This is a genomic window from Herbaspirillum sp. Her4 (assembly GCF_057961335.1).
This window is the reverse complement of sequence record NZ_CM176330.1, coordinates 3,778,719-3,794,570: the sequence shown is the minus strand read 5'-3', so window position 1 is coordinate 3,794,570 and position 15,852 is coordinate 3,778,719. Positions and strand designations below refer to the sequence as shown.

Sequence of the window (15,852 nt, the reverse complement as noted above, 5' to 3'; positions counted from 1 at the left end):
TTTACCACCGGACGTTGATGTTGCGGCGGCCGGTGAAACTGACCTGGTTGCTGTCGATGCCGGCCAAGACAACGCCGCGATATTCGTCGCCGATATAGAGACGCCGACCGTCGTCGGTGACGATGCTGGCGTTGCTGCCGGAAATCACCTGCTGGATGCGAAACGGCAACATCGATTCGGCGCTGCCGATCTTGACCCTCACTGGGAAGTCAATGTCATGTGCACGCACGAAGTTGGCTAGCATGCGCTGGAAGCGCTCGCTCTCGTCCTCATCCAGGGCCGCCTCCAACACCCACTCGCGATCGGCCAATTGCAGATTGAAACGCTTGAGCAGATCCACCTCTGCCAGCCGCTTGCGGAAGGCCGCACGCAACTGTTCAGGCGTCATCTTGGCAGCAGGTGCCTCGATGGCCGCCGTAGCCCCAATCGGCGGCAACAGCCGCTCATTGGGGCTCAAACTTTCCTCCACGCCGGACGGGTAATGGCGGGTGATGGCATACGCCGCTGCCGCCGACAGCAGCGCGGCCAGCGACAAGGGCAGCAACAACAGGCGACGCCCGCGGTTGGCGCTGGTGGGCAGGTTAGGCAAGGTCTCTACCGTGGGTATGGCCGTAGCCTCTATGGCACTCCTCACCGCGTCGTCCATGACCGTGTGGTTCTCTTTGTCGTCTTCCGAGGCGGGCGGGATCGACGCATCCGGCGCCTCAACCACGCTGCCGACCGGCTCCGGTGGAGGGTCCCGCCAAATACTGCCTTCTTCGGTAACGGTCAGCCAGATCGGGCCGAGGCGTGCGAAATCGCCGACCTCCAGCTTGAGGGATTCACGCTGTTGGTTATCCTCGGCATTGTGCAGTTGGCCGTCCAGCGCTTCCAGCGTCCAGCCCTCGGGGCTCAACGAAACACTGGCGTGGTGTGTCGCAATGCCGGGGTCCGCCAGGACCACATCGGCCTCGTCGCTGGCACCGATGATGCAGACCTGGTCGCCAAGCGGGATAGTTGCACCGCGAAGATAACCATTCAGAATCCGCATTTCATGCATGACGATGCTCCATCAAATTCAAGTGTGAACCGTTGATGTTGGTGCCCCTGCTGGCTCAGAACTCGGCACTCTTGAGCAGGGCCAGCAAGAGGCTGCCACCGCCGCTCCTGGCGGTCGATGGGTCCAGTGGATTCCAGCCGGGATTGTCACTGTTAAGCAAGGCCCCGATGACCATGGCTTCGGCCAGTTCACGGCGCTGCTTGGCCTGCTTCTCGCGCTCCCGGCCGGCTGCTTGCAAGGAAATGGTGCTGTCAGACTTGCTGCGCAGCAGCGCAGGGGTGCGTTTTTCCTTTTCGGCCAGCGCCTGATTGACCTCCTGCATGACTTCCCCGATGAACAGGCAACATTTCTCCCGGAGCTGGTCGATCTCCTGTGCCAGAAAGCTATCCTTGCTCGCCCGGTCGATGATGTTCTGCGCTTGCTCCCGGGTCATCGGTGACGCGTGCGGCTGCGCTGGTACTTCTTTTGCAGAAAAGCTCATGACTTACACTCCGTTGAATCAAGCGATAGGGATAGGCGAAAGGACGGTGTGCTGAAACGCCAGTCGCATCAGCTCTGTTCGCGGCGATCCTGCCGCTCTGGCGCCGATGCACCGGCCTCAGCTTCGCGTTGACGTTGGCGTGCCAGGGCTTCCAGAACATCTGTGAAAGTCGGCGGCGTGGTCGTTGCATGCGCACCGTGCAATGCACCAGGCACCCGCGTCTCCAGCAGTGTCAAGAGCCTAAGCAGATCTTGCTCGACCCTGTGCTGCTCGCCTTGCAACCGTTGCCTTGCATGCGCAAAGATGCCGGTGTAGAAGGTGTGGGTATGGTGCATCTCGCCGTTGCGTGCCGAAAAAACGCGCATGGTGTGTTCGAGGTGCTTCAGGCTGAAGTTGGCATACGCCACCATGAACCGCCGCGATAGCGACACGGCCTGACGCGAGACCTTGGCCAGCAGGGACGAGGATCCGGTCTCTGCGGCGTGATCGTGATGAATCTCGGGCGCTCCCGAGGAATTGATGTGAAAAGCCATGATTGTTGCTCCAACAGATGGATTGCGATGAGCGCCGTGATGGCAGCCCCTGACATCTTCACCGTCGCGCCTTGCGGTCGCAGGCATCCAGACTGACTGCAGGCTGGCAGCGGGGCGGGACGGAGAAGACCTACCCTACTTTATGTCGGTCTGTGGCAACAAGTTCCACTGTGGCGCAGTGGCGCTGACCTGCCCGGCTCAGATCTCGATCATCCCGACCGGCTTTACCTTGGCATGCTGGGTCAGTTCGGAAAAGGCGAAGACCGGCACCGGAAAGAACTCTTCTTCGATGAGCTTGCGCACCGAGCGCCTGATGTCGGCGGCGGTCACCAGTACCGGTGGCGTGATGGGTGTACTGACGTTGGAAGACAATTCGTTGAGGCGGTCCAGAAACATCTGTTCCAGTTCCGAATCGATGTCGAGGTAACTGCCCTGGCTGGTCTGGCGCATGGCATTGCGCAGCTTGTCTTCCAGTTCAGGCGACAGCAGGATCACCTCGATGAGACCCTCCCTGGCGACCTCAAAGCAGAGCTGACGCTTGAATGCCAGCCGCACGTAGTCTGCGATGACATCCGGATCGCGTTCCTTGGGTGCCCAATCCAGGGTAGTCTCCAGCAGCAGGCGGGCGTTACGCAGGGCGACGCCTTCGCGCGTCAAGCGCTGTACCACTTCAGTGAGCCGGGGCAGCGTCACCGACTTGATGACTTCCTTGCCCAACTCGGGGTAACGCCGCTCGGCCCAGCGCGTGAAGCGGATGACCTCGTTGACGCCGACAAACATCTGGCAGTTGCGCAGCATCTCCACCTCGATATCGGCGGAGAAGACGTGTTCCCAGCGCTGTACTGGCACGCCTGTCTCGGCCAGTTTTTCTTCATCTTCCAGGCGCAGCCAGACGCGGCGACGGCGCGATCCGGCGATATTGCGTTCGTGCGCCTCGAAGCCCAGCTCGGTCACCCGCTCCAGATTCTCGCGGGTCGCCCCCCAGCCCAGCATGATGGGTTCGTCGATCAGGGGAACCTCCGCCATCAGGAATTGCACGCGACCTTCCGGCACGGCAGTATGAAACTCGAACTCGATGGGCTTGAGATCCGGAATGCCACGCCGCTCAAGCAGTCCGTTGCGCATGATGCGTACCGCCGAGCGAATGATTTCGGCCTCCGGCGTGTTGCGCATGGCTTCAGGCATGCGCAATGTAAAGGGGGTGGTGGCCGAGAAGTTGGTGAGGTCGACGATACCGGCGTTGGCGCGCTCGATCTCCTCGGCCTCCAGCTTGCTCTGGGCATCGGCCAGCGGTTTGAGGATCCCGACCATGCCGGCCACGAACAGAGCCAGCGCAAGAATGATGAAGACCATGCTGGGCATGCCAGGTATGGCGGCAAACAACAGCATGATGGCCGCTGCCGTCAGCAGAGCCCGCGGTTCGGCAAACAACTCGCCGACCAGGTCGCGGCCGATATTGGTACTCTTTCCCGCTTCCTCATCCTTGCTGACCCGGGTAGTGATCACGCCTGCACCCAGCGAAATCAGCAGTGCCGGAATCTGCGCAATGAGCGCGTCGCCAATGGAGAGGATGGAATAGACCCGCATCGATTCTGCGGCATCCAGATTGCGCTGGATGATGCCGATGGAGATGCCGCCGATAAGGTTGATGGCCACGATGCAGATGCCGGCGATGGCATCCCCTTTGACGAACTTCATCGCGCCGTCCATGGCTCCGTGCAGCTGGCTTTCCTGTCCCAGCTTGGCGCGTTTTTCCTTGGCTTCTTCGGCCGTGAGGATACCTGCGCGCAGATCGCTGTCGATGGACATCTGCTTGCCGGGCATGGCATCCAGCGAAAAGCGTGCCGATACCTCCGAGACCCGCTCCGAGCCCTTGGTGATAACGATGAACTGCACCACCGTCAGGATCAGGAAGATCACCAGACCGACCACCAAGTTGCCGCCCACGACAAAGTTACCGAAGGTCTCGACGATATGACCGGCGTCGCCTTCCAGCAGGATCAGCCGCGTGGTCGAGACCGAGATGGCCAGCCGGAACAGCGTGGTCAGCAGCAGCACCGCCGGGAAGGTGGAAAAGGCTGTGGGCCCAGGCATGTACATTGCCACAATCACGATCAAGCCGGAGATGCACAGGCTCAAGGCGATGAGCATGTCCAGCAGCCATACCGGCATGGGCAGCACCAGCATGAACACGATGCCGATGACGAAGGCGGCGACGATCAGCTCGGCGCGCTGGGCAAGTTTGGCAGCAAACTTGTTGAGCGCCATCAATATCCCGATTCCTTGCATGCCTTCCCCTAGAGATTGGTGGCGCACGGCGCCTCGGACGCCCCGCCTGCATTGAGCCTGGCGAGGATCAGGTCGATCCAGGCTGCGTTTTCCGTGTTGCGCATGGTCACAAGACGCTGTCGGTCCACCGGCTCAAGCAATTCGGTCGCCGCATAGGACGCCATCAGGAACAGTTTCGGATCGTCCGGCCACACCTGCAGGCAGCCCTGGGCCAGCTCAAGGGCCGCTTCGTACTGGTAGGCGCTGAAGTAGCCCCAGACCAGACCGATGGCCATGAGCCGTTCCTCGGAGAGGGCATCATGCGGTCTCTTTCTTCTCATCATTTTCCTGGTCTTGCTGAATGGACGGTCCCTCGGCGTGGCTGCGCCGCATCTGCTGCAGGCGCAGACGCCAGTCGATGTTGTCGTTGATCCTGCGCACTGCGGCTAGACAAGGGCCGCGTTGTTGTTCAGGCAGTTGCAGCGAATGGGCGATCAGCACCTTCTGCAGTTCGCGCATGCGCGGCACCGGGTTGATGCTCCATGCCGGGCTGTCAGAGGAGCATTCGGGTCCCAGCAACCGGTTAAGCACCACCATCCCCGGATCTACCGGCAGATCAAGGGGGGGCAGCGAATTCTCCTGCTCTACCGGCAACAACTCCGGCAGCGCCTTACGGTTGACCGGCAGCTGGGGAAGACTATGGATCTCCCCAAGCTCGTCTAGTCCGGGCAGATAGCCCGGATCACTGGCACTGACTTTCTGATGGATCAATTGAGCAACTCCTCTGCAATGGCCAGCGCCGCATCGTCCAGTGGCGGGACTTGCTCATGCACGCTGTTCAGTCGGCGCAGCACGTAAAGGCTGCCGTCGGTGAACATGGCGGGCAGCCAGGTGCCATACCGTTCCAGATCTTCCGCGCGTCGGCTCAAGATCTGCCTAACAGATGCTGCCCCCTCGCGCGTGCCGCCCAGCCCGACAATGACGCCCTCGGCCAGTGGGTACACGAACAGCACCAAGCCATCCTCCAGACGTCGGGTGGCCACCACCTTCTGCAAGCTGGCGTCATGAATCATCGTGGTGAGAATCTCTTCCATCTCCCTGCTCTCAGCTCCGGATCCTGGTTTCCTGCTGGCGCATGGCCAGCACCGATTCACGCCACTGGCGCTCGCGAATCTCGTCACGGGTCGTCACGCTCGACGCATCGTCCTGGTAGAGGTTGATCTGACGGGTCAGCTCTTCCAGCAATTCGCGGCGCATCTGCATTTTCTCTTGCGGCCACAGCATGGTGGGCAAGCGCGTCATAGCATCCCGGATCAGGAGATACACCCTGCCCTTGCCGTGGTTGTCGAGCTTGCGCACATCCACCATCTGCGACACCAGATGTGCCATCTTGCCCTTGCCCCAGCCCGCTTCTGCGGCGGTGAGCATCAGTACCGCCAGTTCCGCGCTGCTTTGCGTGATCAACAGCTTCTCCTTATCGGACAGCGTCACGCGCAACTCATCGGCGATGGCGATACTTGATCGCACCAGCGTAAATGCCGAGGCATCGGACATTGTGAGCCAGTAGCGACCCATGCTCCGATGCGGGTTCTTGCGCAAATCCGATTTCATCTTGATTCTTCCTATCTTGGCGAGTGGATGAAAACACTGACGAAGAATTGAATGAAAAAAGTGCCCGCCCTGTCGGCAGACGCTGCCATCAACGGCCGATGCGAAGGGCGGCGGTACGCTGCCCATGCCAGCGTTGTTCTAATATTCGGGTCTCCGCAACATGGCCGATGGCTGGCCAAGACCGTGCAGGTCTGTACCGTGGGCAGGCAGCCACCCATCCAGGAGCTTGCGTCGCAGCGCCTCGGCCACGGCAAAATCGAATCGCAGGTTCATGCCGCGGCCCCGCCTGGATAATGTCGCAGCGCAGGCCATGTCAGTACTCGTTGCATTACGGTTCGCTTTCATTTCATTTTGTGAAGAGGCTTAGAATCCGGCCATCATGCGTGCCCGCAAGCTGCTCAGGGCTTGCTCACACTTGGCCGGTCCAAAATTGCGGATGAGTGCCTTGAGCATGGTCAGCGGTGTCAGCGGTGCATCGAAATTGCCCTTGGACTTTGCTCCAATCAGGAAACGCAACTCGCGCGTGCTGGGGCCGCTGGCGGAAACACCCTCCTCGCCGACCATCGCTTCCAGTGAATTGACCATTTCATCGCTCTGCTGCAAGGCGCGTCGAAGCTCATGGGGATGGCGCTCGGTGAGATTGTTCATCATCGCCGCAAGTGCCTTCTTGATTGCACGGTCCTTGCCGCCGCCCTGCGGATTCTGCTCAATCTGCTCCAAGGCCTCGTAGAACACGTGGTAACGCTGCAGCGGATCGAAATACCTGGACAGCATGGCCTCTACTTCCGCCTGGCGCTCACGGTCAGCCCCGTTGCGCAGCAGATCCAGGGTCTGTTCGATTGGCGCGAACAGTTCTTCTTCGTCCTCGTCTCGTTGTTCCTTCTCGCCCACTCTGACTTTGGACTTGCGTGTGGGCGTGGACGGCTTTTGCTGGCTCTGCGCGCGCACCGGTGTGCGCAAACGCTGCCGCAGACTCTTGCGGCTGAAAGCCAGTCCCTCCTGAACCCCGGCCAGGACCTCCAGCGCATCAAGCGGACTGAGTTCGGCCGCCGTATTGGCATTGCCCAAGGGATCCATGCCGGGGCGATGGCCGTGACGCAGATGCGGCCTGGGCAGCGTAGGGTCCGGGCTGACGTTGTCGAGGCCGTCGAAGGGGGTGATTTTCATGTTCATGATCTTGAGTGGTTCAGCCCGCGTCTATGGTTCCTTCTCCTGCCTACGGCGCCTCTGACGATCGCGCAACCTTGTCGGTGGCTACCGTAACATCACCGGTTCCGGAAATTTCTCATCAATGATGAAGAGCTTCCTCAACATTTTTCAAAGTCTCATGAATGTTCACCGTTTTGATGAAACTTCATTTGTCGCTGCTATCTTCCGCTCCAACCAGCAAGGTTCGCCCTCCAACGCGGCGTAACCGAGCCCCCACCCACCCCTCGAATTTCCAAGGAGGAGCAAATGAATCAAGCATTGGAAGAACAACTGCACGACAGCAGCATGCAACATGACGAGCAGGCCCACGAACAAGCGGCGGCTCAACCCGCCCCCATCGACGTCGTTCAACTGTTTACCGAACACAGAACGCATTTGTTACGCTTCATCCAGCGCTATGTCGGCAGCTATGAAGATGCCGAAGACGTAGTACAGAATACGTTCATCGAAGCCAGCAAATGCGCGCATCGCTTTTCCGGACTCTCCAAGCCCTCGACCTGGCTGTTTGGAATTGCCCTGAATCTGGCACGTAACCAGGTCCGTCGAAACATCGCCGACCGTTGCGATGCCGTCGATGAGAATTTCATGGAACAGATCGTCGATACGCACGCGGATCCGGCCGTGCTTTATGAAATGCGGCAGATGGCCGAGAAGGTCGAAAACCTGCTCAACGAATTGCCCGTCAAGATCCGCGCCACTTTCGAAGCCGTACTCGATGGCGATGCGACCTACGAGGAAGCCGCCGAGCACCTGCACATCCCGATTGGCACCGTGCGCTCACGGGTCTCGCGCGTACGCGCCACCGTGCGCAGCAAATATGGCAGCGCACCGCTGAGCCAGAGTCTGTATGCCTGACGCGCGTCACAAGCCTGCCCTGTTGGTCCAGGGCAGGCGCGCATGGCCGTCCGCGGCGGGCGAGCCCGCACGTGCCGGGATCACGGGTGGCCGTCAAGGAAAAAGAGGAAATACGCCCTAGCTACCCTAGGCGGCACCGGCATTGATCGCCAGATGATAGTCGCGGGCAATGTCGGCGGTGAGGAGAATGGCATCCATGATGTTGCGCTCGTGGGCCAATGTGGCCACGGCGATGCGCTGCACGACGATATAGCGGCCCTGATCGGCATGCCAAAGGAAATCAGTCTGCGGTGGCAGGGGCGGGGCGCCCGGCGGGGAAAACATGCGCGGCAGGTAATGCGGCTGCTCGCAACGGGGCAGCAAGGCCGTGATTGCCAGGTGGTGATCCGAGGTATCGGGATCGATCAGGGTCCGTGTGAAAATCTCGCCCAACTGCAACTCCAGCACCGCCACGGCCGCATCAGCTTGGCCGGTCAGGCCAATGAGTTCGCGCAGCAGGCGGTTGACCCGTTCAATGTGGGTCTCGCCGGACGGACCAGACTTCTTTTCTTCACTATCCAATGGTGGCGTCTCGCTATTGTTGCAAACGGGAAAGGCCAGCTATCCTCCCCGAGCCATGATTGTCCAAGCCCAGCGCGCCAGCCCAATGCAGCCGTTATTCTAACCGCGAAACGCCGTGGGCCGGCGCGCCTTCTCAACGACGCCGGGCCCTATACGGATGCGCGAACGCGCCCATGGCAAACGCATCAGCGTTTGTGCAAAGTGCGCCCTGCCGATGCATGCCGCATCTCGATTGCATCGCCCTGGGCAGCAGTGAGACGCTGCACGGGGGCGGTCGGCAGCTCACCAGCGTTGAGAAAATGAACGCCGGCCTGACCCGAGGCTGTCAGCAATGCGGCCATCTGGCCAATGTCTTCCAGGCGCAACGGGAACAGGGCAGGAATCTCGGCCAGCTCCACCAGACTGTGCGGACGCCGTACCAGCGCATCGAGCACCGGCTGATAAAAACGAGGATCGGCCTTGACCGTGCCGATGGACAATTCCAGATCCAGCGTGAGGCTTTCGGGCAGGCTGGTCAGCACTAGGCCGAGTTGACGCAGCCAATGCTCACGCCGCGGAGAAGTCATGCGCCGTAAGCCGCGCAGGTAGATATCCGAACGCCAGCTGGTGTTGCACAGGTAGTCCTTGACTGTTTCGCGCAGTATGGGGTCGCCCACGGTCGCCAGCAGCTTTTGCTGCTGTGGCGTCAGGTAGAGCTGGGGAAAGGCCTGCGCCAGATCTGCCGAGCCGACGTGATCCATCTTGGCACCGGCCATTACCCTTGCGACGTCCGCATGGTAAAGCGCCGTCCAGCCATCACTAAAGTATTCGCAGGCGAGATAGCCGCCCTTGTCGTGGCGCAGCGAATCGAGCCGGTGCTGCAGATTGGGATTGCCATCGAAAAAGCTTGCACCCAATGCTTGCAGTTGCTGCACCATCTCGCGTGCCGCTGCCATTGATTGGTGCGTGGCAGGACCACCGCTGCAGACCCGTTCCCGGATCAGGCGTTGTAGGGGCAAGGAGGGGCTCCATCCTGGCATGGCGTCATAGTTCAGGTAGACGACGCCGCCCGGCTTGAGATAGCGGGAGATAAGGTCGACGATATGCTGGCGCTGGCCGCCATCGACCCGGCTGTATAGGCCGCACAGGGAGATGAAGTCCATCGGCGGCAAATCGGTCAGCCTGGCAGCTACCTCGGCGACGCTGTGTTCCAGTACATAGAGGTTTTCCAGTTCAGCGACCTGTGTTGATTCCCGTGTGCACAGCATCTGGACGGGTCTGCAATCGATGGCGTAGAAGTGTCCCTGTGGATTGGCTGCCGCCAGCACGCTGGCGGTCAGGTCCGGCCCCATTCCGAGCACAAGGTAATTGAACGGACGATCCAGTGCGACCGGTTCCACACCACGGAGGATGCAGGAAAAACTCAAATGCACAGGGCTTGGCTCCCGGTAGACACCGGTCGGGTCATCAATGCCGGCGTGATACGCTTGTTTGCACTCCATATTTCCTCTTCGTGGATCAATGCGCGCCGCCCTGCGTCGGATCCGGCAGCATCAGCAAGTGCTTCCAGAACGGTCGGCGACGGGTCAGGATGGCCTTGACTGTTTCTTGTACCTCATGCAATTTTTCTTCCGTACTCACCAGCTCGCGCTCGTCCAGAAGAATTGGCACATGCTGCGACTCGACCTGGCGCAGCACCCGGCTGGCCAGGTTGGTGGAACTCATGGTGGCGGTGTGCGGATCGGCCAGCGAGTCGTAGACCAGTCGCTGGAACAGTGGCGTTGCCACGCCGCTGCCCAGCAAGGGCGACGCGAATACCCGATATTCGCTATGCAGCTGGGCGATCGCCTGGTTCAGACGCAACGCCGGTAGTCGATCCTGCGTGGCGGACTGGAGGAAATAAGGCGCGGCCTGCCCGGTGTCGACCAGCAAGGCCGCCAACTGGGCAATGTCAGCCAGGCTGCGATCTTGCAGGCATCGCAGCTGGCGCAATTGCGACAAGCTCTTCGGACCGTCCGCCAGCGCGTCCAGCATGGCACCGTAGATCTCGGTATCGGGCTGGTAGCCACAGAGGGGAAAACCCATCTTCAGACTCACCGTCTCCCGTAACACCGTCAAAGCCAGACCAATGCGCTCGAACCATTGCTGCTGACGCCGGGCACCCAGAGGGCGCTTGCCGTGCATGTAGATATCCTTGCGAAAGCAAGTGTTCTTGAGATAGTCCTTCACCGTCTCACGTAGCGCGGAGTCCTCGATCTGCAGCAACAGGTCGCGTTGCTGTGCATTCAGGTACAACGCCGAAAATGCCCACGACAAGTCGGCCGATCCTACATACGCCAGCTTGGCCTGGGCCGCATCGCGAGCCACATCGATGTGATAGAGCGGCTGCCAAGCTTGGCTAAGGTATTCGTGAATCAGTTCGGGCGTGCCACCAGCATCCTCTTCCAATGCGAGCCGCAGATGGGCCTGCAGATTGGGGCTGGTGGTGCTGGTGAAATAGTCGCCTTGGGTTTCCATCAGTGCCCGCACCAGACTGCGGGCCCGGTCGATGTGTGCTTGCATGCGGCCCTGAGAAAGGCTCGCATGTTCCAGCAGAAGGCGCTGCAGTGGCAAGGTCGAGGCCCAACCGGGCATGGCGTTGTAGTTCAGATAGACCACCCCGCCCGGTTTCAGGTAACGGTCAACCAGGCGCATGATGCAATTGCGTTGCTCGGCGCTGACCCAGCTGTAGATGCCATGCATCGTGATGAAATCCAGCGGCGGCAGTGCCGTCAGGCCGTCGGCCAGATCAGCGAAACTGGTTTCCAGAAAGTGGATGTTTTTCAGTCCTGCCGACTCGGACAGTTGCCGGCTGCCCGCGATGTGCGCCGGATTGCAATCGACAGCATAGAAGTCTGCTTGAGGATTGGCAGCGGCGAGGATATTGGCGGTCAGACCCTGGCCCGATCCCAGTTCCAGATAACTGAAGTGCCGCTCGGGGGAAGGTGGCTCGCAGCCATTGAGCAGACATGCGAAGCTCAAATGGGCAGGGCTCTGCTCGGGAAAGAACCTGGCCATCTGGGCGAAATCGGCAACATAGCCTTCATGACATTCCATTGGAATCCATAGTGATGAATTGAGATGACGTTGGCCGCTTGATGCGCACCAACCCGCAGCAGCGCCAGGCCCCTGCCCTAAGGCGCTTCATTTTCGTTGCAGGCGGCGAATGCGATGCCAGGGAAAGTGCTCATCAAGGCGTAGTTCCTCGCCATCCCCGAAGTGCTCCAGGTACGGCGTCCTGCGACGCTTGCGGTTCTTTTTCGGCCCGTTCTCGCGCTCCATGGCGTCGATGCCAGACAGATACCTTTTCATGCTGAACTCCAACCGGGATGAATGCAGATTGATTTCTGAAGCAGTCTTGCCGCCACAACTGCAGCGGACCTTAGGTCTGTGCCGCGTGAGCGACGGGCCGCCAAGGTGCCTCGAACAGCGCACCGTGCATCCGGGCGAACTGGGCGCGTTCGCGCCTGGCACGGCCGACCCCGCTCGTCCTTTTCATCGGAGCCTTATTCGGCGTCGCTAAGGCTGTGGCCGCCGGATCCTCTTTGGACCTGCCCGCCCTGCCCTCGCCGACGCGCCGCATGTAAGGCTTATCCACGCGCAGGCCGCGCGCCAGTTCGTCGCCCTGCGGAATCGCTTCCAGCGGCTCGCTGGCTTGCATGTCCATGCGCTGCCAGTGCGCGATGTCGCCTTGAACAATCTCTGACGAATCACCGTAACGGCGCTTGTCGCTGACCCGGTTGCGGGCCGCACCGGGTGCCCGCTCCAGAAAAGCGCGGGTACCACGCCGTGGATGATCGATCGCCTTGGCCGGTGCGCTCTGGGGCGCGGGTGCGAGGGACGCTGTAGGTGCCGGGGTCATGTCCTGTGCGGACAGACTTTCCTGGATGTCGATGTAATCACGCAGGAACAAGGCGTAGTCGATCGCACGGGATGGTCCGTGGGTATTGATGCGTGCAATTGACATGATGCTTCCTATCTATTTACTGAATGTTCAGACGGTGCCAGACCGTATGCCGTCCGGCCGGGCACCGTCCTTTATTTAGCCAGCGGAAAACTGACCAGCCTTCACCGCAGCAGCGAAGTCCAGTTGTCCCAGCAGACCATCCTGCTTGCCGGTGTTGGCCGACTCCAGTTCCTTGAACAACTGTCCACCGTTGGCCATCAAGGCCTGTGCGGCTTGTTGCACTTCCGGAGGAACGGCCTTGAGCTTGCCATCCTTGTCCTGGTAATAGCCGGTCTCGGCGATGTTCTTCACATCGCTGGCCGACAAGAGATCGATCTTGTTGTCCTTCAGAAAGTGATCCATCGTATTGCCTGCGCTATAGGCCGACGGCAACACGGTATTGGGTGTGGCGATGGTGGGCATAGCGTTTTGGCTGTCCAGGCTGCCATTCTTGACGGCGGCGGCGAAGTCCTTCTGACCCAGCAGGCCGTCCTGTTTACCGGTGTTGGCCGACTCCAGCTGCTTGAACAACTGCCCGCCATTGGCCATCAAGGCCTGTGCGGCTTGCTGTACTTCCGGCGGAACGGCCTTGAGCTTGCCATCCTTGTCCTGGTAATAGCCGGTCTCGGCGATGTTCTTCACATCGTTGGCCGACAGCAGATCAATCTTGTTGTCCTTCAGGAAGTGATCCATCGTATTGCCCGCGCTATAGGCCGACGGCAACACGGTATTGGGTGTGGCGATGGTGGGCATGGCGTTCTGGCTGTCCAGGCTGGCATTCTTGACGGCGGCGGCGAAGTCCTGCTGACCCAGCAAACCGTCCTGCTTGCCCGTGTTGGCCGACTCCAGTTCCTTGAACAACTGACCGCCATTGGCCATCAAGGCCTGTGCGGCTTGCTGCACTTCAGGCGGAACGGCCTTGAGCTTGCCATCCTTGTCCTGGTAATAGCCGGTCTCGGCGATGTTCTTCACATCATTGGCCGACAGCAGATCGATCTTGTTGTCCTTCAGGAAATGGTCCATCGTATTGCCCGCACTGTAGGCCGATGGCAGTACGGTATTGTCGGCCACGATGGTCGGGGAACCGGTCGACAAGGTCGAGGCGTTGTTGTCCAGGCTATGGTTCTTGACGGCGGCGGCGAAGTCCTGCTGACCCAGCAGGCCATCCTGCTTGCCGGTGTTGGCCGACTCCAGTTCCTTGAACAACTGACCGCCATTGGCCATCAAGGCCTGTGCGGCTTGCTGCACTTCAGGCGGAACGGCCTTGAGCTTGCCATCCTTGTCCTGGTAATAGCCGGTCTCGGCGATGTTCTTCACATCGTTGGCCGACAGCAGATCAATCTTGTTGTCCTTCAGGAAGTGATCCATCGTATTGCCCGCACTGTAGGGAGACGGCAGTACGTTGGTGGGTGTGGCAATGGTGGGCATGGCGTTCTGGCTGTCCAGGCTACCGTTCTTGACGGCGGCGGCAAAGTCCTTCTGGCCCAGCAAGCCGTCCTGCTGGCCGGTATTGGCCGACTCCAGCTGCTTGAACAGCTGGCCGCCATTGGCCATCAAGGCTTGAGCGGCTTGCTGCACCTCGGGCGGAACGGCCTTGAGTTTGCCGTCCTTGTCCTGGTAATAGCCGGTATCGGCGATATTCTTCACATCGTTGGCCGACAGCAGATCAATCTTGTTGTCCTTCAGGAAGTGATCCATCGTATTGCCCGCGCTATAGGACGACGGCAACACGATGTTGGGCGTAGCGATGGTGGGCATGGCGTTCTGGCTGTCCAGGCTGCCATTCTTGACGGCGGCGGCGAAGTCTTTCTGACCCAGCAAACCGTCCTGCTTGCCGGTGTTGGCCGACTCCAGTTCCTTGAACAACTGACCGCCATTGGCCATCAAGGCCTGTGCGGCTTGCTGCACTTCAGGCGGAACGGCCTTGAGCTTGCCGTCCTTGTCCTGGTAGTAGCCGGTCTCGGCGATGTTCTTCACATCATTAGCCGACAAGAGATCGATGTTGTTGTCCTTCAGGAAGTGATCCATCGTGTTGCCGGCGCTGTAGGCCGAGGGCAACACGTTGTTGCTGGCGACGCTGGTGGGGCTATTCCAAGGGCCGGCGCTACGGGTATTGTTGAACCCGTCCAGACTACCGTTCTTGACAGCGGCATCGAAGTCCTTCTGTCCCAGCAGACCATCTTGCACGCCGGTGTTGGCCGATTCGAGCTTCTTGAAGAGCTCGCCGCCGTTCTCCATCAGTTCCTCGGCCGCCTCGCGAACGTTTTCAGGCAGGGGTTTGAGGCTGCCGTCCTTGTCCTTGTAGTAGCCAGTCTGGGCCATATCACGGACATCATCCGCCGACAGCAGATCGATCTTGTTGTCCTTCATGAAGCTGTCCATCGTCTTGCCGGCGTCGTAACCAGATTGACCGTTGGAGAGCAGACCCTGCATCACTGCCTGCAACAGAAAGTCATCCGCCAGGCCGTTGCGGGGCGTCGTGCGGTTAGTACCGGAATCGTCCGACAGGATTCCCTGGCGCTGGGCAGCAGGAAAGTCCTTGGGACCGAGCAGGCCATCCTGCTTGCCGGTGTTGGCCGACTCCAGTTGCTTGAACAGCGCGCCGCCATTGGCCATCAAGGCTTGGGCAGCGGCCTGCACATCGGCCGACACCGGTTTCAGGTTGCCGTTCTTGTCCTGGTAATAGCCGGTATCGGCGATATCGCTCATCTGCTTGGCTGACAGCAGACCGGTATTGTTTTCCTGCTGGAAGTTGCGGATGGTATTGGCTGCGCTCGCGCTGGAGGGAGTGCGTCCGCCCCCCAGGCCCATCAGACTCAGGATCGCGCCCTTGAGATTGTCGGGGATGGGTAGATTGTTGACCATATCGGAGGTCGTGCCGTCACCCTCCTTCAACAGAATATCGCTGGACTCGGGATCGAGTTGCCCACCCGGTAGAGCACCTGGAAGGAAATTGTCCTGGTCAATGTTGTAGGTGGTCGTGGTGGTGGTCGTGGTGGTGATGTTTACCGACATAGATTTCTCCAAAAGATGGTGGACTATCCGCACGCCCGTGGCGCGCGGCAGCATCCACTGGTGGAGAGAGTCTTCCCCAACGCCATGCCTTCCACTGCCGCAACACCGATGGACTCCCGAATGAGTGACGCCGCGTCTTGCCAGGTTCCTTTTTTTGAATCCATGCCGCAAGCGCTCACTTGGCCGACAGTTAATGAAGACACGACCAACGACAAGCACGGCCGCTTCGGAGAAGACAGCCGCGCCGGACGAGGCAATTTGCACAGACGGTACGGGACGATTCCGTCCCGCTTTCATATCGCAGGATATGGATGAG

At 60.1% G+C, this 15,852-nt stretch carries 16 protein-coding genes; 1 reads left to right on the top strand and 15 read right to left on the bottom strand.

Going from position 1 to position 15,852, the window contains the following annotated elements:
- Window position 1 precedes the first annotated feature (1 nt).
- From ACWFUC_RS17210 to ACWFUC_RS17170, 9 genes are all read right to left on the bottom strand, one after another.
- Entirely contained in the window at window positions 2–1,039 is a 1,038-nt protein-coding gene (locus ACWFUC_RS17210; RefSeq protein WP_489625507.1) for an FHA domain-containing protein, read from the bottom strand.
- A gap of 55 nt (window positions 1,040–1,094) precedes the next feature.
- Window positions 1,095–1,520: a hypothetical protein gene (locus ACWFUC_RS17205; RefSeq protein WP_259435116.1), complete on the bottom strand. Its 426-nt coding sequence runs from the start codon at window positions 1,518–1,520 to the stop codon at window positions 1,095–1,097.
- 68 nt (window positions 1,521–1,588) lie between these two features.
- Entirely contained in the window at window positions 1,589–2,053 is a 465-nt protein-coding gene (locus ACWFUC_RS17200) for a hypothetical protein (RefSeq protein WP_489625506.1), read from the bottom strand.
- A gap of 198 nt (window positions 2,054–2,251) precedes the next feature.
- On the bottom strand, window positions 2,252–4,342 hold the full coding sequence (sctV, locus tag ACWFUC_RS17195; protein ID WP_204725535.1) for a type III secretion system export apparatus subunit SctV: 2,091 nt from the start codon (window positions 4,340–4,342) through the stop codon (window positions 2,252–2,254).
- A gap of 8 nt (window positions 4,343–4,350) precedes the next feature.
- On the bottom strand, window positions 4,351–4,617 hold the full coding sequence (locus ACWFUC_RS17190) for a hypothetical protein (protein WP_259435114.1): 267 nt from the start codon (window positions 4,615–4,617) through the stop codon (window positions 4,351–4,353).
- A gap of 22 nt (window positions 4,618–4,639) precedes the next feature.
- Window positions 4,640–5,092: a hypothetical protein gene (locus tag ACWFUC_RS17185; protein WP_204725533.1), complete on the bottom strand. Its 453-nt coding sequence runs from the start codon at window positions 5,090–5,092 to the stop codon at window positions 4,640–4,642.
- Window positions 5,089–5,415, bottom strand: coding sequence for a hypothetical protein (locus tag ACWFUC_RS17180; RefSeq protein WP_204725532.1), 327 nt, complete (start codon window positions 5,413–5,415; stop codon window positions 5,089–5,091). The genes ACWFUC_RS17185 and ACWFUC_RS17180 overlap by 4 nt, the downstream gene beginning before the upstream one ends.
- A gap of 10 nt (window positions 5,416–5,425) precedes the next feature.
- Window positions 5,426–6,058 carry a hypothetical protein gene (locus tag ACWFUC_RS17175; RefSeq protein ID WP_489625505.1) on the bottom strand — a complete coding sequence of 211 codons (633 nt, stop codon included), beginning with the start codon at window positions 6,056–6,058 and terminating at the stop codon, window positions 5,426–5,428.
- Window positions 6,059–6,295: 237 nt separating this feature from the next.
- The gene (locus tag ACWFUC_RS17170) at window positions 6,296–7,099 is read right to left on the bottom strand and encodes a hypothetical protein (protein WP_489625504.1); all 804 of its coding nucleotides are present in this window, start codon (window positions 7,097–7,099) and stop codon (window positions 6,296–6,298) included.
- A 288-nt stretch (window positions 7,100–7,387) separates the two neighbouring features.
- Between ACWFUC_RS17170 and ACWFUC_RS17165 the strand changes: the two genes are divergently transcribed.
- The gene (locus ACWFUC_RS17165) at window positions 7,388–7,996 is read left to right on the top strand and encodes an RNA polymerase sigma factor (protein WP_204725530.1); all 609 of its coding nucleotides are present in this window, start codon (window positions 7,388–7,390) and stop codon (window positions 7,994–7,996) included.
- Between the two features lie 126 nt (window positions 7,997–8,122).
- Here ACWFUC_RS17165 and ACWFUC_RS17160 read toward each other — a convergent pair whose 3' ends face one another.
- From ACWFUC_RS17160 to ACWFUC_RS17135, 6 genes are all read right to left on the bottom strand, one after another.
- Window positions 8,123–8,557 (bottom strand): hypothetical protein, encoded by a 435-nt coding sequence (locus tag ACWFUC_RS17160; RefSeq protein ID WP_489625503.1) that lies wholly within the window; start codon window positions 8,555–8,557, stop codon window positions 8,123–8,125.
- Between the two features lie 185 nt (window positions 8,558–8,742).
- The gene (locus ACWFUC_RS17155; RefSeq protein WP_489625502.1) at window positions 8,743–10,038 is read right to left on the bottom strand and encodes a class I SAM-dependent methyltransferase; all 1,296 of its coding nucleotides are present in this window, start codon (window positions 10,036–10,038) and stop codon (window positions 8,743–8,745) included.
- 16 nt (window positions 10,039–10,054) lie between these two features.
- Window positions 10,055–11,557, bottom strand: coding sequence for a methyltransferase regulatory domain-containing protein (locus ACWFUC_RS17150; RefSeq protein ID WP_489637216.1), 1,503 nt, complete (start codon window positions 11,555–11,557; stop codon window positions 10,055–10,057).
- 162 nt (window positions 11,558–11,719) lie between these two features.
- Entirely contained in the window at window positions 11,720–11,887 is a 168-nt protein-coding gene (locus ACWFUC_RS17145; RefSeq protein WP_204725527.1) for a hypothetical protein, read from the bottom strand.
- A gap of 70 nt (window positions 11,888–11,957) precedes the next feature.
- The gene (locus ACWFUC_RS17140; protein ID WP_489625500.1) at window positions 11,958–12,542 is read right to left on the bottom strand and encodes a hypothetical protein; all 585 of its coding nucleotides are present in this window, start codon (window positions 12,540–12,542) and stop codon (window positions 11,958–11,960) included.
- A 75-nt stretch (window positions 12,543–12,617) separates the two neighbouring features.
- A complete protein-coding gene (locus tag ACWFUC_RS17135) occupies window positions 12,618–15,536 on the bottom strand; it encodes a hypothetical protein (RefSeq protein WP_489625499.1) in 2,919 nt (972 codons plus the stop codon).
- Between the last annotated feature and the right edge of the window lie 316 nt (window positions 15,537–15,852).